We start from the raw sequence: 18863 nt of genomic DNA, 5'->3' as shown, positions 1-18863 counted from the left end.
TGCCTCGCCACGGCCGGATAAATAGCGGCGACCTCGTCGGGATGCAAGGGTTTTTTCTGGCGGTTTTGAAAATGGCCCGGTGGGAAAGCCGGCCACTGTCACAAATGGCCGGAAGGGTTTCAGCCGCGGCAGAGATACTCCCAGACCACGCTGGCCGCGGCGAGCGCGGTGATCTCGGCATGGTCATAGGCGGGCGCCACCTCAACCACATCCATGCCGCGGAAATCGACGCCGCCGAGCCGCCGCAGCACCGCCTGCGCCTGCCAACTCGCCAGCCCGCCGATCTCCGGCGTGCCGGTGCCGGGGGCGAAGGCGGGGTCCAGCGCGTCGATGTCGAAGGACAGATAGGCAGGGGCGGCGCCCAGCACCTGCCGCGCCTGAGCCGCCACGGCTTGCGGCCCGGCCTCATGGAATTGCTGTGCTGTCACCACCGTCACGCCCTGCGTCAGCGTCCAGTCCCAGACCTCCCGCTGCACCGGGGACCGGATGCCGAGCTGAATCATCCGCTTCGGATCCACCAGACCCTCATTGATCGCGTGGTAGAAGACCGAGCCATGCGCATAGGCCTGGCCGAAATTATCGGCCCAGGTGTCGACATGCGCGTCAAAGACCAGCAGGCCGAGCGGGGCGCCCAGCTTCTTCCGAAGCGCCCGCAGCAGCGGCAGGGTCACGCCATGCTCGCCGCCCAGCGCGACCAGATGGTCGATCGCCGCCGCCTGCTCCTCGATCCGCGCCAGGCTGCCCTGGATATCGCCCAGCGCCAGATCGAAATCGCCGATATCGGCCAGGGGCAGCGCCGCCGGGTCCACCCAGCTGCCCGGATGCGCGCCATCCACCAGCATGCGCGATGCGGCCCGGATCGCCCGCGGCCCGTCCCGCGTGCCGGCGCGGTTGGTGGTGCCGATATCCATTGGGATGCCGGCGATGGCGATGCCGCCCGCGGAGTCACGCCGCGTGACGCCCATGAAGCCGGGCGGGGTGGCATAGGTGGGCGTTCCGGCCATGGCGGACTCCTGTGGGGATGGACAGCGCCACCCCTTGGGCCGCAGGCTGGCCGGAATGACAAGCCCAAGAAAAGCGGCATCCGGGGAGGATGCGACCGAGGAGGGCACAGCGGCCGTCCGCTCCGTGCTCATGGCGGTGCGGGTGCTGGAGGCAATGGCGCTGGCTGGCGGCCCGCTGCGCGTCTCCGACCTCGCCCGCCAGTTGTCGGAACCGAAGGGCAGGGTCCATCGCCATCTGGTGACGCTGCGCCTGGCCGGGCTGGTGGCGCAGGAGGAGGCGACGGAGCGCTACCACCTGACCTGGCGCATGTCCCAGATCGGCGCCGCGGCGGGGGAGCAGTTCGACCTGAAGCGGGTGGCGGAACCCGCCATGCGCCGGCTGCGGGACGCCGTCGGGCAATCCGTGCTGCTGGCCGTGCCGACCGGCGGAGACCCGCTGGTGGTGCATGCGCTGGAGGCACCGAACAAGGTGCTGATCTCCGTCCCGCCCGGCAGCCGCCCGCCCGCGCATTCCTCCGCCTTGGGCCGCATCATCCTGGCCTTCGGCCCAGCGGATATGCTCGCACGCGTGCTGGCGGGACCGCTGGTGGCGCAGACGCCGCATTCCCTGACCGACCCGGCGCAGTTGCGGGCAAGGCTGGAGCTGGTGCGGGCGCGGCTTTGGGAAACGGCGACGCAGGAGGCGCTGCTCGGCATCAATGGGCTCGCCACGCCGATCTTCGCGGCCGGCGACCGGATGGTGGGGGCGCTTGGCCTGGTTGGCTCGATGCAGTTCCTGCCGGACCCGCCCGATACGGCGATGCTGGCCGCCTTGCGGGAGGCCGCCGCGGAGATCAGCACGCGGCTCGGCGCGCCGCGTCCCGCCTGAGCGGCCGGGGCTTCAATCCTCCCGCAAAAAATCGCGGATCGACGGGTGCTCGGTCAGCCCGATGGCGCGGTCGCGCGCGGCTCCGGCCTCCGCCAGGCGGCCCTGGCGCCGCAGCAATGCGGCGCGGGTGACCCAGTAGGGCTGGTAGGATGCGACCCGGTCCATGGGCAAGGCCGCCAGCGCGGCCTCCGCCGCCTCTGGCTCGCCCGCTTCCAGCAGCGCCGCCGCGCGGGCCGTCAGCACGCCCAGGCTCGGCGCACGGGCGGCGAGCAGATCATAGAGCAGGCGCAGCGCCGCATGATCCGTGCGGCCCGTGCGCGCACGCTGGGCATGCACGGACTGGATCGCCGCCTCGCAGAGGAAGCGGCCGAACTGGCCGGCCCGGGCACCTTCGGTCAGCAGGACCTCGGCTTCCACCATCAGGGCGCGCGACCACAAAGTGGGGTCCTGGTGGGCGAGGGGCACGAAGCGGCCTGCCGCATCGCGCCGCGCCCCGCGGCGCGCCTCGCAATGCAGCATCAGGGCGAGCAGGCCCTTGGCCTCCGGCTGGTCCGGCAGCTCCGCCACCAGCAGCCGGCCAAGCGCGATGGCCTCCGCCGCCAAACTGCGGGGCCCGGCGCCGTCCCAGCCGGTGCCATAGGCGGCGTAGACGGCCTCCAGCACGTCAGCAAGGCGTGCGGGCATGTCCTCCCGCTCCGGCAATTCAAAGCGCAGGCCGGCATCGCGGATCTTCGCCTTGGCGCGCACCAGGCGCTGGCCCATGGCGGCGGGCGCCAGCAGCAGCGCATTGGCGATGCGCGCGGCATCCAGGCCCAGCACCACCTGCAACATCAGCGGCGCGCGGATGCCGGCCTCGATGGCGGGATGGGCGCAGACGAACAGCAGCTTCAGCCGTTCATCCGGCCAATCGGCCTGCTCCGTCGCCAGCTCCTCCTGCCGTCGCTCCAGCTCCGCCGTGGCGGCGTCCCGCACCCGGCGATGGCGGAGGGCATTGCGCTGGGTGTTGCGCGCCGCGGTCAGCAGCCAAGCCTCCGGCGAGGCGGGCACGCCGCGCCGGGGCCAATGGCGCAGCGCGGCGGCGAAGGCCTCGGCCAGCGCGTCCTCGGCCCCGGCAATGTCGCGGGACCGGGAGGCGAGGCGCGCGACCAGGCGCGCATAGGCGGTGCGCGCCGCCTGTTCCGCCGCCTCGCTGGCCGCCTCGCTCACACGCCGAGGTTGGGCATGGGCGGCAGCAGCGGGCGGATCTCCACTGCCGCGTAGCTGGCGGAGGGCGCGCGGGCGGCCCAGGCCAGGGCGGTGTCGAGGTCCGGCACCTCGATGATGAAGTAGCCGCCGAGCTGTTCCTTGCTGTCGGCGAAGGGGCCGTCCTGCACGATGGGCTTGCCATCGCGGATGCGCAGCGTGGTCGCGCTATGCGGGCCCTGGAGGCCGTCGCCACGGACGATGACGCCGGCCTGCGCCATGGCGCCGATGAAGGCGGTCCACCCAGCCCAATAGGCCGGCCCCTTCTCCGGATCGTCGCGATGGCTGAATTCGTTGGTGGTCTCGGTCAGCAGCATCATGAACTGCATCGGGGTCTCTCCTTCGCGCCGGGCGGGGGGACGGTGGATCCGAACCCCGATTGCCTAGCTGAAACGAAGACACCCGTGCCCCTGCCATTTCGACAGGCGGCACATTTTTTTCGGGCGAAATGCCGCTCGTCCGTGGGACCGGCTCAGCCCCCGACGCCTACCAAAGCGTCTTCACGCCGGCCGAGGTCTCGATCCTCGCGCGGTACCGCAGCGCGGCACCCGCGGTGACGGATGGCGGGTGGTCGATGTCCAGGTCGCGAAGTTGGGACAGCAGCGCATCGCTGTCCGGATACGCGACGGAGAAGGACAGCAGGCGCGCCCCGAGATCGGCGATGCCGGCCATCGACCGCGGCCTGCCGCGCCGATCGATGAGCGAGGGCAGGGCGCCCCCCAATGGAAGGGAGCCATCCTCCGGGATCGCGAAGTCGAAGGACGGCGCCTCGAAGGGCAGGGCGACTTTCGCGCCGAAGGTCGCCTCGCGCCCCCGGAGGACCTTCTCCATGTCATCCGTCCGGGCGACCCAGCCTCGCAGGCGCTGCCCCGCATCCCAGTCGCGCCGGACCCCCTGGCGATCGTCAAGGCCGAACCAGCGCGGCCGACGCGGCGGATCGGCCTGCGGGTCGATGGCCACGATCTCGAGATAGACCGCGCCGCCGAGCTGAAGCAGGTGGTTGTGGGTGCCCATATAGGGGTGGCGCTGGCCGAAGGGGATATCGAGGTCGAGGCATTCCCGGACATGGGCGACGCCTTCCGCCAGCTCGGGCGCGATGACGGTCAGGTGGTCCAGCTTCAGCATGGGTTGGAACGGCCGCCCTACCGCTTCCACACCCGGTCGAGCGGCATCAGCCGGTTCACCAGCACCAGCAGCGCCACCGTCACCAGGATGAAGATGGTGGAGATGGCGTTCACCGTGTTCTCCAGGCTGAAGGTCGCCTCCGCGTAGATCCGCACCGGCAGGGTCTGCAGCCGCGCGGTGGTCAGGAAGGCGGTGACGGTGACCTCGCCGAAGGACATCAGGAAGCCGATGACACAGGCCACCGCCATGCCCGGCGCCAGCTGCGGCAGGATGACGCGGCGGAACACCCGCGTCGGCGTTGCGCCCAGCCCGCCGGCCGCTTCCTCCAGACCCCGGTCGAGCTGGGCCACGGAGGCGCGCAGCAAGGCCAGCATGAAGGGCGTCACCAGCACCACATGCACGGCCAGCACGCCCAGGAAGGGCGGCACCTGGTTGAACCATTGCAGCAGCCGCAGCATGCCCAGGCCGATGGCGATGCCCGGCAGGGCCAGCGGCAGCATCAGAAAGGCGCCCAGCGCCTCCTTCCCCGCGAAGCCGCCGCGCACCAGGGCGAAGGCGGCGGGCAGGGCCAGAGCGAGGGAGATGGCGACGCAGGCGAGCGCCAGTTGCAGGCTCGTCCAGGCGTCCGACAGGTAGCGCTCATTCTCCAGCACCATCCCGTACCATTTCCAGGTGAAGCCGACGAATTGCGCGACGGTGGCCTGCGGACTGTCATTCACCGAGGCGACGGCGACCAGCAGCAGCGGGAACATCAGGATGCCGATGCCGGCGACCAGCAGCACCGGATAGAGGATCGGCGCCAGGGCTTCCGAAACCCTCACCAGGGCACGGCGGGCGGCGGGCGGAAATTCGGGCCAGCGCCGGGGCGCGCGGGCGGCCAGCCAGGGCGTGGCCAACCCGATCAGCCGGGCGATGACCAGGGTGACGAGGACGGAGCTCGCCAGCATCAGCATCGCCAGCGCCGAGGCCAGCGGGTAGTTCAGGATCTCCATCCCCTCCCGCAGCACGACCATGCCGGTGACCTGCACCTTGCGCCCGCCGACCAGCGTGGCGGAGACATAGGCGGTGGAGGCCATCAGGAAGACCAGCGTCAGCCCGCCGCGCAGCCCGGGCAGGGACAGTGGAAAGGTGACGCGCCAGAAGCGCATGGCCGGCCCCGCGCCCAGCCCCGCCGCCGCTTCCTCCAGCCGCCGTTCCTGCGCCTCCAGCACGTCGTACAGCGCCAGCACCATGAAGGGCAGGAAGACCTGCACCAGGGAAACGCCGACGGCGAACCAGCCGAACAGCAGGTTCACCGGCGGCAGGCCGAAGGCCTGTGCCAGGTTGGAGACGACGCCCTGCGGCGCCAGCAGCAGGATGATGCCGAGCGAGCGCACCACCACATTGGTCAGCAGCGGCACCAGGATGATGGCGAAGCCGAAGGGCTTGCCGCGCGGCGAAAGCCGAGTCAGCCACAGCGCCAGCGGATAGGCCAGCAGGGCGGAGACGGCGGCGACCACCAGCCCCAGCAGCATGGTGTTCAGCAACAGCCGCTGGAAGAAGACGTCGAGCAGGATCTCCTCATACTGCGCGGCGGAAGGCCACAGCGACAAAGGTGCGAACATCTCGCTGCTCTCCTGCACGGAGAGCAGCGCGACGGCACCCAAGGGCGCGGCGAAGGCGGCGAGCAGCCACAGCAAATAGGGCAGGGCCAGAAGCCCCGCCCGCCTGGAATCCTGCATTCCCGTCAGCCCTGTAGGGTCAGCCCGCGATTTCGCGGGTGAAGCGGCTGGACCAGCGGCCCTGGTTGCGGATCACCAGATCCCAGTCGAAGTCGATCAGCTTGGCCACGGCGTCCTCGCCCATGATCAGCTTGGCGGCGAGGTCGGGCGGCAGGGTGATGTTGCGGATGGTCGGGCTGTAATAGGTCTGCTCCGCATAGGCCTTCTGGCAATCCGGGCTGAGATGCAGATTGACGAAGGCCTCGGCCAGCGCCTGGTTGCGGGTGCCGGTGGTGATGCAGGCGTAGTTGGCGGCGACCGCCTGGCCTTCTTCCGGCTCCGCGATCACGATGTTCGGGTTGCGGGTCTCGGCATAGGTGCGGGTGAAGCTGCCGAATTCCACCGAGGCCGCGCCGACCCGCTGGTCGAACATGCCATAGAGCTGGTCCTGGCTGCCCTGGATGGCGGCGAAGGGCTTCAGCTCCGCGATCTTGCGGAAGGCCGGGTCGATATTGGTCTCTGACCCGCCCCAGACCTTGGCGGCCATCAGCAGCCCGGCGGTGCCCTGGGCGCCCGGATAGGTCGGCCAGATCACCTTGCCCTTCAGGTCGTCGCGCCAGAAATCCTTCCAGGAGGTCATCGGCGCCGCCACGGCCCGGCGGTCATAGACGATGGTGACGGGGTTGAAGGCCACGCCATAGCCGCCGATGCGGGCCAGCGGGTACAGGTGTTCGAAATTCGGCACATTCGCGCTGGGCGCCATGGTCACGCCGTCGCGCACCGCCTGGCGGCTTTCGAAGATGTTCAGATACAGCAGGTCGAAGGAGGGGCGGCCGCGCTCGGCATAGGCGCGCGCCCGGCGTTCGGTGGTGCCGCCCAGCACGTAGTTGATCTTCACCCCGTGCTGCCGCTCCAGCGGCTCCACGCAGTATTGCCGGGTGATGCGCTCCTGCGCCCCGCCCCAGATGCCGACGGTCAGCTCATCGCCGCGGCGGATCTGGGCAACGGCGTCGCGGCCCCAGATGGCGGGGGCGGCCAGGGCGGTGGCGGCCAGAAGGCCACGGCGGGTGGGGGCGAAGGTCATGACATGGCTCCGGAGGCGTCGGAAAAATCCTCGATCCAGGCGATCGAGTCATTGGGTGCGGCGAGGGACAGGGCCGTGCCGGGAGCGAAGACCGGCTCGGCGCTCGGGCGATGCACGCGGATGGCGCGATCGCCGAGCATCACCTCGTAATGCGTGCTGTCATCCAGCCGCGTGGTGGCGGCGACGGTGACGGCGGCCGGCGTGGCGCCGGGCGGCAGCAGGGCCAGGCGGGCGGCGCGCAGCACCAGATGGGTCGGGCGGGCCGGGGCCTCCGGCGGCAGCGCCAGCACCAGGCCGCTGCCAGCGTCAAAGATGCCATTCTCCACCCGGCCGGACAGCACGCTGCGGGCGCCGAGGAAGCCGGCGGTGAACAGATGGCGGGGCCGTTCCGTCAGCTCCGCCGGCGCGCTGCATTCGACGATGCGGCCGCGATCCATCACGGCGACGCGGTCGGCCAGGGCCAGCGCTTCCTCCTGGTCATGGGTCACGAACAGGGTGGTGATGCCGGCGGCGTCGCGCAGCCGGGCGATCTCCTCCCGCATCTCCACGCGCAGCCCGGCATCGAGGTTGGACAGCGGCTCATCCAGCAGCAGCAGGTCGGGGCGGATAACCAAAGCGCGGGCCAGGGCCACACGCTGCTGCTGGCCGCCGGACATGCGCGCCGGGTAGCGGTCCGCCAGATGCGCCAGGCCGACCATGGCCAGCGCCTCCATCACCCGCTTGTCGCGCTCGGCGCGGTTGACGTCGCGCATTTCCAGCCCGAAGGCGACGTTGCCGGCGGCCGTCAGATGCGGGAACAGCGCGTAGTTCTGGAACACCATGCCGATCTGGCGGCGATGCGGCGGCGCGCGTTCGATCGCCGTGCCGTTCAGCAGGATGCGCCCCTCATCCGGCAGGATGAAGCCCGCCACCAGCCGCAGCGTGGTGGTCTTGCCGCAGCCCGAAGGGCCCAGAAGGGCAATGCATTCGCCGCGCGCGACGGCCAGGGACACGCCATCGACAGCCGCCTGGCTGCCGTAGCGCTTGGTCAACCGGTCGAGGACCAGATGGGGATGGGGATCGCTCACCTGTCCAGTCTGGCAAACCGGATGCCACCGCGCCAGGGCGGGCGGGGGTGGTGATCGCGACTGCCAGGGCCATGAGGGACGTCTCATGTGCCCAAAAAATTAGCGAATGCCGTCCATATAGGCGCGGCGGCACTTGGGGTGGCGAGGCTGGCGCATCATTCCGGCTGGCATGGCCCTTGCTGGCCCCTTGCCGCCGCGCGAAGCCCGCCTTGATACATGGCTGGTTACGTCGCAATGCCGCTGGGATGGAGGGTTCTGCGAATGCGGACACGTTATCGCTTCGAGCGTCGCGCCTTGCTGACCGGGGGAGGCGCCCTGGCCCTGACAGCCGTGGCGGGCGCCCGCATCCCCCTGGCGCAGACGCTGGACAAGGTGTCCTTCCAGACCAATTGGCGCGCCCAGGCGGAACATGGCGGCTACTACCAGGCGGTCGCCGCCGGCATCTATCGCCGGCACGGGATCGATTGCGAAATCCGCATGGGCGGGCCGCAGCAGAACCCCGCCCAGCTGCTGCTGGCCGGCCGTGTGGACTTCATCATGTCCAATGGCTTCCAGGCGCTGAACTATGTGCGGGAGAACCTGCCCTTCCTGACCATCGGCGCCATCATGCAGAAGGATCCGCAGATCCTGATGACGCATGAGGGCAATGGCATCAATTCCTTCGAGGATATGCGGGGCCGCCCCGTGCTGATCGGCGCCTCCGGCCGTGTCACCTACTGGCCCTTCCTGAAGGCCCGCTTCGGCTTCACCGATGAGCAGATCCGGCCCTACACCTTCAATGTCGGTCCCTTCATGGCGGATCGCATGGCGATCCAGCAGGGCTTCATCAGCTCCGAGCCCTTCGCCGCGCAGCAGGCCGGCGCGACGCCCAAGGTCTTCCTGATCGCCGATGCCGGCTACCAGAACTACCAGACCACCATCGACGTCTCCCGCCGCATGGTGGCGGAGAAGAAGGATGTGGTGCAGCGCTTCGTCAATGCGACGATCGAGGGCTGGGCCAGCTACATGGCAAGCCAGGACGTCGCGGCCGCCAACGCCGCCATCAAGCGCGACAATCCGGAGATGGACGACGCCAAGATCGCCTATGCAGTGCGCGTGATGAACGAGGCCGGCATCGTGCATTCGGGCGATTCGCTCCAGCTCGGCATCGGCGCCATGACCGATGCGCGCTGGAAGTCGTTCTATGAGGGCATGCGTGATGTCGGCCGCTATCCGGAAGGCATGGACTACACGAAGGCCTTTAGCCTGGAGTTCGTGAACAAGCGGGTCGGTCTTGCCTGAGGCGGAGCCCAAGGGACCAGCCTCCGTCATCACGCTTGAGGGTGTGACCAAGCGCTACGCCAACGGGACGCTCGCGGTGCGCGGCGTGGATCTGTCGGTGACGCGGGGGGATTTCGTCTCGCTGCTCGGTCCCTCCGGCTGCGGCAAATCCACGGTGCTGCGGATGATGGCGGGGCTGATCCCGCCTTCCTCCGGCCGCGTCGACATGGCCGGCGGCGGGGAGACCGGGGATATCGGCTTCGTCTTCCAGGAGCCGACGCTGATGCCCTGGTCCACCGCGCTGAAGAACGTGATGATGCCGCTGCGCCTGTCCGGCATGGCGCGCTACCTGGCGGAACGCCGCGCCCGCGCGGCACTCGCCTCCGTCGGCCTGGCGGGGTTCGAGAACAGCTATCCGCGCGCCCTGTCCGGCGGCATGAAGATGCGCGTGTCCATCGCCCGCGCCCTGGTCACCAAGCCGCGGCTGCTGCTGATGGACGAACCCTTCGCCGCGCTGGACGAGATCACCCGCCACAAGCTGAACAACGACCTGCTGACGCTGTGGCAGGCGGAGCGATTCACTGCGGTCTTCGTCACCCATTCGGTGTTCGAGAGCGTCTACCTTTCCCGCCGCGTCGTCGTCATGGCGGCCAGGCCGGGGCGGGTGGTGGAGGATCTCTGCGTCGATGCGCCGCATCCGCGCGGCGAGGCCTTTCGCACCTCCGCCGACTATGCCGCGCATTGCCGCGACATCTCGGCCGCATTGCATCGGGCGATGGAAGAATGACGGTCCTGCTCTCAGCCAATGAGGCCGCCGACGCGCCCGCCCAGGACCGCGCCGTTCGGCATTTCGGGCTGACCGCCGAAGCCTGGCTGCGCATCCTGGCACCGACGCTGATCGGCATCCTGTCGCTGATCGGCTGGGAAGCCGTGGTCCGGATCAATGAAATCCCGCCCTATCTGCTGCCCGGCCCGATCGCGGTGTTCGAAACGCTGATCCGCGAATGGCCGTCGCTCTCCGTCTCCCTGCTCATCACCCTGCAGATCACCTTCGCCGCGCTGTTCGTCGCGGCGGCACTGGGGCTTTTGCTGTCGGTGCTGTTCGCGCAGTCGCGGATCATCGAATTGTCGCTGTTCCCCTATGCGGTGATCCTGCAGGTCACGCCGGTGGTCGCCATCGCGCCGCTGATCATCATCTGGGTGGACGATATCCGCATCGCGCTGCTGATCTGCGCCTGGATCGTCGCCTTCTTCCCGATCCTGTCCAACACCACGCTGGGCCTGAACAGCGCCGACCACAATCTGGTAGACCTGTTCCGCCTGTACCGCGCCAGCCGCTGGCAGGTGCTGCGCTATCTGCGCCTGCCGACCGCCATGCCCTTCTTCCTCGCCGGGCTGCGAATCTCCGGCGGCCTTGCGCTGATCGGCGCCATCGTCGCGGAGTTTGTGGCCGGCACGGGCGGTCGCGCCTCCGGCCTTGCCTATCGCATTCTGGAGGCCGGCTACCAGTTGCAGATTCCCAAGATGTTCGCGGCGCTGGTGCTGATCTCGCTGACCGGCATCGCGATCTTCCTGGCGATGAGCCTGATCTCCCATCTCTGCCTGCGCCACTGGCATGAAAGCGCCATGAAGGAACGCCGATGAGGGCCGCATTTTCGTCTGTCGGTCCCAGCTATTGGCTGCGCAATGCGCGCGCACATGCAGCCTTCACGCAGGGGCTGGACGCGCCGCCGGATGTGGACGGGCTGATCCGCCTGGATATCCAGATCGAGCACGGCCGCATCGCGGCGCTCGCACCGCTGGGCACGGCGCCCGCGGGCATCGACCTGCGCGGCGGCCAGGTCTGGCCCGGCTTCCTCGATGCCCATACCCATCTGGACAAGGGCCATATCTGGCCTCGCACCCGCAACCCGACCGGCGATTTCGCCGGCGCCATCCAGGCCGTGATGGGCGACCGCGGCGCCGCCTGGTCGGAAGCCGATATCGAGGCCCGCGCCGATTTCGCCCTGCGCTGCGCCCATGCCCACGGCACCGTCGCCATCCGCACCCATCTCGACACCTACCTGCCGCACGGCCTGACCACCTGGCGCGTCTTCCGGAAACTGCGCGACGCCTGGGCGGGGCGCATCGCGCTACAGATGTCCTCCATCTGCCCGCTGGACCGTTTTGCGGGGTCGGATGGCGAGCTTCTCGCCGATACGGTGGCGGAGGCCGGCGGCGTGCTGGGCATGGTCACCCGCCACACCGGTGGCATCCACGACGCCCTGCCCGAGAACTTCCAGGCGGAGCTGGACCACTTCTTCGGCCTCGCGGAAGCGCGCGGCCTGGATCTCGACCTGCATGTCGATGAATCCGGTGAAGCCGGCGCCCGCGCCTTGCGCGAAATCGCCCTCACTGCCCTGAAGCGTGGTTTTCGCGGCAAGATCCAATGCGGGCATTGCTGCTCGCTCTCGATCCAGCCGGAGGATTTTGCCCGCGAAACCATCGCCCGGGTGGCGGAGGCCGGCATCGACATCGTCGTGCTGCCGATGTGCAACATGTACCTTCAGGACCGCGTCGCGAACCGCACGCCCCGCTGGCGCGGCGTGACCCTGGTGCATGAGATGCAGGCCGCCGGCATCCGCGTCTCCGTCGCCTCCGACAACACGCGCGACCCGTTCTACGCCTATGGCGACCTCGACATGACCGAGGTGTTCCGCGAGTCCGCCCGCATCCTCCACCTCGACCACCCCTTTGCCAGCTGGCCCGCCGCCGCGACGGCGCGCCCCGCGGAAGCCATGGGTCTTGCCCAGGAACACGGCACGATCCGCGCGGGCGTCAGCGCGGACCTCGTGCTCTACAGCGCACGCTTCATGACGGAGCTGCTGTCCCGTCCGCAATCCGATCGCATCGTGCTGCGCGCCGGCCGGGTGCTGGAGGCCGGCGCGCCGGATTGGCGGGAGTTGGATGCCACGGTCGGCGTGGCCGAATAACGCCGTCTATTCCAGCCCGCGCAGGAAGGTCCGCAGATCTTCCGCCCAGAACCGGGCATTGCCGGTGGTGCCATGCCCCAGCGTGTCCGCGCTGGCCGGGATCAGCAGCAGGCGGCCATTCGCCAGGCGCTGCATCGCGGCCTGCATCAGCCCCGTTTCCGGCGGGTTGCGCTCGTCATCCGCGGCGTTGATCGCCAGCACCTGCGCCTTGATGCGGTCCAGCCGTGGCGCGGGGTTGTAGTCGCGGGACGAATCCCATTGGTAAACGAAGTCGTTCGCATCCGCCGGCGGCGGCGCGGCGAGCCGCTGTTCCACCAGCCGGTCCGCCGCGTCGCGTGTGGCGGCGATGCGCTGGAGATTGAGCGTGCCGCCATTGGTGGCGGTGGCGAAGAACACATTCGCCATGCCGAGCGACGCCGGCTGCTGCGTGTAGAAGCCATTATTGTAGCCCGGGTCGCGTCGCACTGATTCCACCATCAGCCGCCGCAGCATCCAGTTGCGCGACGACATCTCGGTGGGCTGCGAGGCCATGGGCACGAGGGCGTCCATCGTATCGGGGAAGGTGGTGCCCCAGAGCCAGGCATGCATCCCGCCCATGGAATTGCCGATCACCAGCCGCAGGCGCGGGATGCCGAGGCCCTCCGTCACCAGCCGGTGCTGGGCGGCGACCATGTCGTCGTAGTTGTAGCGCGGGAAGGCGCCACGCAGCCCGTCCGAGGGCTTGGTGGTGCGGCCGGTGCCGATGGCGTCGGGGATGATGATGAAATACCGCTTCGCATCCAGCGGCTGCCCCTCGCCGAACAGCTGGCCGGCGAAGGCCTGGGTCAGCATGGATCGGGCATTGCCCGCGGTGCCATGCAGCACCAGCACCGGGATGCCTCCGGGCTCGCCCACAGTGGTGTAGCCGATGCGCAGCTCCGGCATCACCTCCCCGGTGTGGAAGCGGAAATCCCGCGCCACCCAGCTGCCGTCACGCGGTGTCGGGAATTCGGCCGCAACAGCCGGCAGGGATGCCATCGCCAATCCGATCATCAGCGCGGCACGCCGCGCAAAGGTCATTGTATTCATTGATTGTTCCTCCCTCTCAGGCCGATTATTCCCTGAGCCTAACGGAGGATCATTGCGCCTTCCATGCTGTTGCGCGGGGTGCCTACCAGCGCGCCATCTCCCGCCCCACCCGGGCCAGGAAGGCCTCGCGTTCCGGCTGGGTGCGGTGATCCATGCGGGCCAGCGTGTACCAATCCGTGCGGCAGTCGCGGGCACAAAGGCGGCGGATGCCGCGGTTGACCAGTTTGCGGTCGGGGTGGCCGATGTACCAGAGCAGCCAGTTGGGGGAGCCATAGGTGGTAATGACGCCGATGCGGCGGATGTTGGTCAGAAGCGGGGTGATGGCGCCGTCGCCCAGTTGGAAGGCGACGCCGGGCGCCCAAACCCGGTCGAACCAGCCCTTCAGCATCGCCGGCATGCCGTACCACCAGGTGGGGTGGACCAGCAGCAGGGCGTCGGCCCGTTGCAGGCTGCCGACGTGGCTTTCGACGCCGGCGAGGTTGTCGGTGACGCTGTGATAGCGACCGCGTTCCTCGGCGGAGAGGGCCGGGTTGAAGCCCTCGGCGTAGAGGTCGCGGACCTCCACCTCATGGCCCTTGGCTTCCAGCGCTGCGCGGGCGGCGTCGCGCAGGGCTGCGGCAAAGCTGTCGGGGCGGGGGTGGCAGTAGATCATCAGAACGCGCATCGGGGCTGGCCTGTGTGGTCCTGGCATGGGTCATGCAATGATCGCGCCGGTGGCCGCAATGGAGTCCTGTTCCGATGATGTCTGTCCCCGTCCTCGCCCGGCGCGCCGCCGATCTGCGTGGCTTCCGCATCGCGCCGGGCGACAGCAATTATTTCGCCTGCCTGTTCGACCCGCTGGCAGATGGCGTGACCTTCACCCTGGTGGTGGAAATTTTCGAACCAGGCGGGCGCACACCGCCGAACACGCACAGCGCGGCGGAGGAATGCTTCTTTGTCCTGAAAGGCTCAGGCAAGGCCTATGCGGATGGGGTGGAGATGCCGGTCGGTCCGGGCGATGCCTTCGTGCTGCGGCCGGGCGTCGAGCATGTCGTTGTGAATGATACGGCGGAGAAGCTGTACTGCCTGACCTTCATGACGCCGAATGAGGGTTTTGCCGAGTTGATCCGCAACGGCACGCCGGTGAAACTGGCGGCGGAGGATATCGCCGTCATCCTGGGTGCGGGCCGGCCCTGATGCGCGTGTTGTATCTCTACGCACATCCGCTGGAGGAAAGCTTCCACGCCGCAATCCGCGATGCGGCGCGGGAGGGTCTGCGCCAGGCCGGCCACAGCGTCGATCTGTGCGACCTGTATGCGGAGGGGTTCAACCCCGTGCTCTCCGCCGCCGAGCGCCGCGGCTATCACGACATCCCCGGCAACCGCGACCCGGTCGAGGATTATGTGCGGCGGCTGGAACAGGCGGAGGCGCTGGTGCTGTCCTTCCCCACCTGGTGTTTTGGCCTGCCAGCGATCCTGAAGGGCTGGATGGACCGCGTGCTGCTGCCCGGCGTGTCGTTCCGGCTGGAGGATGGGGTGGCGAAGCCGAATCTGCTGCATATCCGGAAGATCGCCGGCATCAGCACCTATGGCCGGCCCCGCTGGACGGCGGTGCTGGCGGGCGATCCGCCGCGCAAGGCGGTGACGCGCTATCTGCGCATCATCACCGCCGGGCGCGCCCACATCGACTACCACGCGCTGTATGACATGAACCGCGCGAGCGACCAGCGGCGCGCGGCCTTTCTGGCGCGGGTCCAGCGCGATATGGCGCGCTTCTGACACGACCCTTGCCCTGGCGGACATCCGGCGCGATCCTGTCCCCAATCGATTGCACGGGAGGGATAACAAATGGTCGGACGCAGGCTGTTACTCGGCGGAGTGGTTGGCGCCCTGGCGGCGCCGGGCGTGTTGCGCGCGCAGGCGGCCTGGCCCTCGCGGCCGGTGCGCATCGTGGTGCCCTTTGGCCTCGGCGGGTCCGCCGATGTCGCGGCGCGCTTCCTGGCGGAGCCGCTGTCGCAGGCCTTCGGCCAGCCCTTCGTGGTGGAGAACCGCCCCGGTGCCGGCGCCAGCATCGGCACCGATGCGGTGGCCAAGTCCGCGCCGGATGGTCACACCATCCTGCTGATGTCGAATACCCATACGGCGAATGAGACGCTGCTGCCGAACCGGCCCTATGTGCTGATGCGGGACCTGTCGCCGGTCGCCGCCATCAACATCGCTCATCACGTGCTGGCCGTGCATCCCTCCATCCCCGCCACCAATCTCCAGGAGCTGATCGCGCTGCTGCGGGCCAATCCGGGGAAGTACGACTATGCCTCCTCCGGCCCTGGCACGCCCTATCACGTGGCGGGCGAGGTGTTCCTGGCGATGGCCGGCGCCACGGCGACGCATGTGCCCTTCCGCGGTTCCAACGAGGCACGCACGGCGGTCATCGCCGGCACCGTGCCGATCATGTTCGACGCCATCCCCACCATGCGGACGCAGATCGAGGGCGGCCGCGTGCGCGGCCTGGCCACGACCGGCCCGCAGCGCAGCCCGCTGATGCCGGAACTGCCGGCGGTGGCGGAGACATTGCCGGGCTATGAGGCTTCGATCTGGCTCGGCCTCATGGCGCCGGCGGCGGTGCCGCTGGAACTGCGCCAGCGCATCAACACGGAGGTCAACCGCATCCTGGCCTTGCCGGAGACGGCGGCGGCGCAGGCGCGGCTGGGCGCGCAGCCGATGGCGATGACCATCGAGGCCTTCGACCGCTATCTGCGGGAAGACATCACGCGGCAGGCGGAATTCATCCGCATGGCGAAGATGACGCCCGCCTGATGGCCATCATGCGCCGTGCGGTGGAGGTCCAGCCGGGCAGCATCGCCTTCAACCTGAATGGCGTGGCGGTGGCCGCGCCGATCGAGGGCGATGCCCCTCTGCTCGCCGCGCTGCGCGGGCCGCTCGGCCTGTCCGGCACGCGCTTCGGCTGCGGGGCGGAACAATGCGGTGCCTGCCTCGTGCTGGTCGATGACCAGCCGAGCTACGCCTGCACCCTGCCGGTGGGCAGTGTCGCCGGGCGGCGCGTGACCACGGTGGAGGGGCTGGGCTCGGCGGCGGCGGCGCATCCGGTGCAGCGCGCGCTGCTGGAGATGCAGGCGGGGCAGTGCGGCTATTGCCTGTCCGGCATCCAGATCCGCGCCGTGGCCTTGCTGCGGGAGACGCCGCGGCCGGATGAGGCAGCGGTGCGCGCGGCGCTGGACCCGCATCTGTGCCGCTGCGGCAGCCATAACCGCATCGTCGCCGCCATCCTGCGCGCGGCGGCGGAGATGGCGCCATGAACCTCGCCTTTCACGGTCCCGTGGCGGATGGCCTGCCAAAACTGCCCGGCAGCCTGCATGTGAACCGCCGCCTCGACCAATGGCTGCGTCTGCTGCCGGAGGGCCAGGTGGTGGTCACGTCGGGCAAGGTGGAGCTGGGGCAGGGCATCCTGACGGCGCTCGCCCAGATCGCGGCGGAGGAACTGGACGTCGCCCCGCCGCGCATCCGCATGCAGGCGGCCTCCACGCCCGGCAGCCCGGATGAGGCGGTGACCAGCGGCAGCCTGTCGGTGCAGGAATCCGGCATGGCGATCCGCCATGCCTGCGCCGAGGCGCGCGGCATCTTCGTCAGTGTCATCGCCCAGCGCAGCGGCGTGTCGCGGGACGATATCACGGTACGGGATGGAGAATTCGTCGCCCCGGATGGGCGGGTGCTGGGCAGCTACTGGTCGATGGCCGGCGCCGATCTGCTGGCGGTGGAGGCGACGCCGGGCATCACGCCGAAGTCGGCCGCCGAGCGCCGCATCGCCGGAACCTCCGCACCCCGCCTCGATCTGCCCGACAAGGTCTTTGGGGCGCCGCGCTTTATCCAGGACCTGCGGCTGCCGGGCCTGTGGCATGCGCGGGTGGTGCGGCCGGCCGCACGCGGCGCGACGCTGGCGGCGCTGCGGGAGGGTGCGCTGCCGGGCGGCGCCATCCTGCATCGTGATGGCAGCTTCCTCGCCGTGCTGGCGCCGCAGGAACATCATGCAGAAGCCGCGGCGCTGCGCGTCGCCGGCCGCGCCGAATGGCACGCCAGGGACACGCTGCCGGAGGATGGCGCGGTGGAGGCCTGGCTGGAACAGGCGCCCGGCGAGCAGAGCGTGGTGCTGGATCGCGCCGCGGAAACGCCGCCCGCCACCCATCGCGTCGCGGCGAGCTTCTTCCGTCCCTTCATCACCCATGGCTCCATCGGCACCTGCTGCGCCCTGGCGCAATGGGATGGTGGCACGATGCGGATCTGGAGCCACAGCCAGGGTATCTACAATCTGCGCGCTGATCTGGTGAAGGCCATGGGCCTGCCGGCCGAGACCTTCCACATCCAGCATGTCGAGGGTGCCGGCTGCTACGGCCATAACGGCGCCGACGATGTGGCGCTGGAAGCCGCGCTGCTCGCCCGCGCCTATCCCGGCCGCCCGGTGCGCGTGCTTTGGACGCGGGCGGAGGAGCTGGGCTGGGGCCCGGCCTCGCCGGCGATGCTGGTGCGGGTGGAGGCCGAGGCGGATGCAGAGGGCGGGCTGCTGCGCTGGTCGCAGCAGGTCACCTCCAACGGCCATTCCGGCCGGCCCGGGCGCGGCAAGCTGCCGACGCTGCTCGCGGCCTCCATGCTCGCTGAGCCCTTCGTCGTGCCGAATGCCATCAACCCGCCCTTGGCCGGCGGCGGCGGGGCGCAGCGCAATGCCATCCCGGGCTACCGCATCCCGGCGATGAATGTCGGCATGACGCATCTGTCCGACATGCCGATCCGCAGCAGCGCGCTGCGTGGCCTCGGCGCGCTGGTGAATGTCTGGGCCATCGAATCGGTGATGGACGAGCTGGCGGAGAAGGCGGGCGCGGACCCGCTGGCCTACCGCCTGCGGCACCTGGACGATGCCCGGGCGCGGGACGTGCTGGCCCGCGCGGCGGAGATGGCCGGCTGGGAGGGCCGCGCGAAGCGGGAGGGCTTTGGCTACGGCCTCGCCGTCGCCCGCTACAAGGGCAGCGGCGCCTGGTGCGCGGCGGTCGCCGAGATCGAGGCGGCGGAGCGTGTGTTCTGCCGCCGGCTCTGGCTCGCCACCGATGTGGGGGAGGTCATCAACCCCGATGGCACGCTGAACCAGATCGAGGGCGGTGCCATCCAGGCGACCTCGATGTGCCTGATGGAAGCGGTGCGCCACGACGCCCGCGCCATCACCTCCGACAGTTGGGAGACCTATCCGGTGTTGCGCTTTTCCGAGGTCCCGCGCATCCAGGCGGCGATCGTCGCGCGGCCCGAGGCCCCACCGCTCGGCGCGGGCGAATGCAGCATGGGGCCGGTGATCGGCGCCATCGCCAATGCCATCGCCGATGCCCTGTCCGTGCGGGTGCGGCACTGGCCGTTCACGGCGGACAATATAGCCAAAGCATTTTCAAGTCAGGCGTAAGCCTGACGACTCGGAAAATGCGCTAAAACAAAGCCCT

The 18863-nt window shown here is 69.5% G+C and carries 19 protein-coding genes; 10 read left to right on the top strand and 9 right to left on the bottom strand.

What is annotated here, in order from left to right; all coding sequences use genetic code 11:
• Positions 1-119: 119 nt before the first annotated feature.
• The gene (gene speB, locus ACVFYP_RS21830) at positions 120-1004 is read right to left on the bottom strand and encodes an agmatinase (RefSeq protein ID WP_499202325.1); all 885 of its coding nucleotides are present in this window, start codon (positions 1002-1004) and stop codon (positions 120-122) included.
• Between the two features lie 55 nt (positions 1005-1059).
• Here speB and ACVFYP_RS21825 point away from each other — a divergent pair, with 55 nt between their 5' ends.
• Positions 1060-1872 (top strand): IclR family transcriptional regulator, encoded by an 813-nt coding sequence (locus tag ACVFYP_RS21825; protein WP_499202324.1) that lies wholly within the window; start codon positions 1060-1062, stop codon positions 1870-1872.
• Positions 1873-1884: 12 nt separating this feature from the next.
• On the opposite strand, the gene ACVFYP_RS21820 is transcribed toward ACVFYP_RS21825, so the two are convergent.
• From ACVFYP_RS21820 to ACVFYP_RS21795, 6 genes are all read right to left on the bottom strand, one after another.
• Positions 1885-3078 carry an RNA polymerase sigma factor gene (locus ACVFYP_RS21820; RefSeq protein ID WP_499202323.1) on the bottom strand — a complete coding sequence of 398 codons (1194 nt, stop codon included), beginning with the start codon at positions 3076-3078 and terminating at the stop codon, positions 1885-1887.
• The gene (locus tag ACVFYP_RS21815) at positions 3075-3443 is read right to left on the bottom strand and encodes a YciI family protein (RefSeq protein ID WP_499202322.1); all 369 of its coding nucleotides are present in this window, start codon (positions 3441-3443) and stop codon (positions 3075-3077) included. Before ACVFYP_RS21815 ends, ACVFYP_RS21820 begins: the two co-directional genes overlap by 4 nt.
• A gap of 157 nt (positions 3444-3600) precedes the next feature.
• On the bottom strand, positions 3601-4239 hold the full coding sequence (locus tag ACVFYP_RS21810; RefSeq protein WP_499202321.1) for a VOC family protein: 639 nt from the start codon (positions 4237-4239) through the stop codon (positions 3601-3603).
• 17 nt (positions 4240-4256) lie between these two features.
• Positions 4257-5960: an ABC transporter permease subunit gene (locus ACVFYP_RS21805; protein ID WP_499202320.1), complete on the bottom strand. Its 1704-nt coding sequence runs from the start codon at positions 5958-5960 to the stop codon at positions 4257-4259.
• Positions 5961-5979: 19 nt separating this feature from the next.
• A complete protein-coding gene (locus tag ACVFYP_RS21800; RefSeq protein ID WP_499202319.1) occupies positions 5980-7023 on the bottom strand; it encodes an extracellular solute-binding protein in 1044 nt (347 codons plus the stop codon).
• Complete coding sequence (locus ACVFYP_RS21795) at positions 7020-8090, bottom strand: ABC transporter ATP-binding protein (protein WP_499202318.1); 1071 nt, start codon at positions 8088-8090, stop codon at positions 7020-7022. The genes ACVFYP_RS21800 and ACVFYP_RS21795 overlap by 4 nt, the downstream gene beginning before the upstream one ends.
• 261 nt (positions 8091-8351) lie before the next feature.
• On the opposite strand from ACVFYP_RS21795, the gene ACVFYP_RS21790 reads away from it, so the two are divergent.
• The 4 genes from ACVFYP_RS21790 to ACVFYP_RS21775 are packed head-to-tail and all read left to right on the top strand — an operon-like array spanning position 8352 to position 12322.
• The gene (locus ACVFYP_RS21790) at positions 8352-9371 is read left to right on the top strand and encodes an ABC transporter substrate-binding protein (RefSeq protein ID WP_499202317.1); all 1020 of its coding nucleotides are present in this window, start codon (positions 8352-8354) and stop codon (positions 9369-9371) included.
• Positions 9364-10137 (top strand): ABC transporter ATP-binding protein, encoded by a 774-nt coding sequence (locus ACVFYP_RS21785; protein ID WP_499202316.1) that lies wholly within the window; start codon positions 9364-9366, stop codon positions 10135-10137. The genes ACVFYP_RS21790 and ACVFYP_RS21785 overlap by 8 nt, the downstream gene beginning before the upstream one ends.
• Positions 10134-10994 carry an ABC transporter permease gene (locus ACVFYP_RS21780; RefSeq protein WP_499202315.1) on the top strand — a complete coding sequence of 287 codons (861 nt, stop codon included), beginning with the start codon at positions 10134-10136 and terminating at the stop codon, positions 10992-10994. The genes ACVFYP_RS21785 and ACVFYP_RS21780 overlap by 4 nt, the downstream gene beginning before the upstream one ends.
• Positions 10991-12322: a cytosine deaminase gene (locus ACVFYP_RS21775; RefSeq protein ID WP_499202314.1), complete on the top strand. Its 1332-nt coding sequence runs from the start codon at positions 10991-10993 to the stop codon at positions 12320-12322. The genes ACVFYP_RS21780 and ACVFYP_RS21775 overlap by 4 nt, the downstream gene beginning before the upstream one ends.
• A 6-nt stretch (positions 12323-12328) precedes the next feature.
• Here ACVFYP_RS21775 and ACVFYP_RS21770 read toward each other — a convergent pair whose 3' ends face one another.
• Positions 12329-13390, bottom strand: coding sequence for an alpha/beta fold hydrolase (locus tag ACVFYP_RS21770; protein ID WP_499202313.1), 1062 nt, complete (start codon positions 13388-13390; stop codon positions 12329-12331).
• An 82-nt stretch (positions 13391-13472) separates the two neighbouring features.
• Positions 13473-14054 (bottom strand): NAD(P)H-dependent oxidoreductase, encoded by a 582-nt coding sequence (locus tag ACVFYP_RS21765; RefSeq protein WP_499202312.1) that lies wholly within the window; start codon positions 14052-14054, stop codon positions 13473-13475.
• Between the two features lie 74 nt (positions 14055-14128).
• Between ACVFYP_RS21765 and ACVFYP_RS21760 the strand changes: the two genes are divergently transcribed.
• The 5 genes from ACVFYP_RS21760 (at position 14129) to ACVFYP_RS21740 (ending at position 18826) form a co-directional block, all read left to right on the top strand.
• Entirely contained in the window at positions 14129-14566 is a 438-nt protein-coding gene (locus ACVFYP_RS21760; protein ID WP_499202311.1) for a cupin domain-containing protein, read from the top strand.
• Complete coding sequence (locus tag ACVFYP_RS21755; RefSeq protein WP_499202310.1) at positions 14566-15147, top strand: NAD(P)H-dependent oxidoreductase; 582 nt, start codon at positions 14566-14568, stop codon at positions 15145-15147. The genes ACVFYP_RS21760 and ACVFYP_RS21755 overlap by 1 nt, the downstream gene beginning before the upstream one ends.
• 69 nt (positions 15148-15216) lie before the next feature.
• Positions 15217-16185, top strand: a complete 969-nt coding sequence (locus tag ACVFYP_RS21750; protein ID WP_499202309.1) for a Bug family tripartite tricarboxylate transporter substrate binding protein — start codon at positions 15217-15219, stop codon at positions 16183-16185.
• Positions 16185-16685 (top strand): (2Fe-2S)-binding protein, encoded by a 501-nt coding sequence (locus tag ACVFYP_RS21745; protein WP_499202308.1) that lies wholly within the window; start codon positions 16185-16187, stop codon positions 16683-16685. Before ACVFYP_RS21750 ends, ACVFYP_RS21745 begins: the two co-directional genes overlap by 1 nt.
• On the top strand, positions 16682-18826 hold the full coding sequence (locus ACVFYP_RS21740) for a xanthine dehydrogenase family protein molybdopterin-binding subunit (RefSeq protein ID WP_499202307.1): 2145 nt from the start codon (positions 16682-16684) through the stop codon (positions 18824-18826). The genes ACVFYP_RS21745 and ACVFYP_RS21740 overlap by 4 nt, the downstream gene beginning before the upstream one ends.
• Positions 18827-18863: the final 37 nt, after the last annotated feature.

This window comes from Roseomonas sp. F4 (assembly GCF_053891155.1).
Note: the sequence above shows the minus strand (reverse complement) of the source record. Positions and strands in the feature narration are given on the sequence as shown.

What these genes read in the sequence shown, in the direction of transcription:
- ACVFYP_RS21780 (WP_499202315.1), top strand. Translation starts at nt 10,134, where the DNA reads ATGACGGTCCTGCTCTCAGCCAATGAGGCCGCCGACGCGCCCGCCCAG.
- ACVFYP_RS21825 (WP_499202324.1), top strand. Translation starts at nt 1,060, where the DNA reads ATGACAAGCCCAAGAAAAGCGGCATCCGGGGAGGATGCGACCGAGGAG.
- ACVFYP_RS21765 (WP_499202312.1), bottom strand. Translation starts at nt 14,054, where the DNA reads ATGCGCGTTCTGATGATCTACTGCCACCCCCGCCCCGACAGCTTTGCC.
- ACVFYP_RS21775 (WP_499202314.1), top strand. Translation starts at nt 10,991, where the DNA reads ATGAGGGCCGCATTTTCGTCTGTCGGTCCCAGCTATTGGCTGCGCAAT.
- ACVFYP_RS21800 (WP_499202319.1), bottom strand. Translation starts at nt 7,023, where the DNA reads ATGACCTTCGCCCCCACCCGCCGTGGCCTTCTGGCCGCCACCGCCCTG.
- speB (WP_499202325.1), bottom strand. Translation starts at nt 1,004, where the DNA reads ATGGCCGGAACGCCCACCTATGCCACCCCGCCCGGCTTCATGGGCGTC.
- ACVFYP_RS21810 (WP_499202321.1), bottom strand. Translation starts at nt 4,239, where the DNA reads ATGCTGAAGCTGGACCACCTGACCGTCATCGCGCCCGAGCTGGCGGAA.
- ACVFYP_RS21750 (WP_499202309.1), top strand. Translation starts at nt 15,217, where the DNA reads ATGGTCGGACGCAGGCTGTTACTCGGCGGAGTGGTTGGCGCCCTGGCG.
- ACVFYP_RS21815 (WP_499202322.1), bottom strand. Translation starts at nt 3,443, where the DNA reads ATGCAGTTCATGATGCTGCTGACCGAGACCACCAACGAATTCAGCCAT.
- ACVFYP_RS21805 (WP_499202320.1), bottom strand. Translation starts at nt 5,960, where the DNA reads ATGCAGGATTCCAGGCGGGCGGGGCTTCTGGCCCTGCCCTATTTGCTG.
- ACVFYP_RS21740 (WP_499202307.1), top strand. Translation starts at nt 16,682, where the DNA reads ATGAACCTCGCCTTTCACGGTCCCGTGGCGGATGGCCTGCCAAAACTG.
- ACVFYP_RS21745 (WP_499202308.1), top strand. Translation starts at nt 16,185, where the DNA reads ATGGCCATCATGCGCCGTGCGGTGGAGGTCCAGCCGGGCAGCATCGCC.
- ACVFYP_RS21790 (WP_499202317.1), top strand. Translation starts at nt 8,352, where the DNA reads ATGCGGACACGTTATCGCTTCGAGCGTCGCGCCTTGCTGACCGGGGGA.
- ACVFYP_RS21760 (WP_499202311.1), top strand. Translation starts at nt 14,129, where the DNA reads ATGATGTCTGTCCCCGTCCTCGCCCGGCGCGCCGCCGATCTGCGTGGC.
- ACVFYP_RS21755 (WP_499202310.1), top strand. Translation starts at nt 14,566, where the DNA reads ATGCGCGTGTTGTATCTCTACGCACATCCGCTGGAGGAAAGCTTCCAC.
- ACVFYP_RS21770 (WP_499202313.1), bottom strand. Translation starts at nt 13,390, where the DNA reads ATGAATACAATGACCTTTGCGCGGCGTGCCGCGCTGATGATCGGATTG.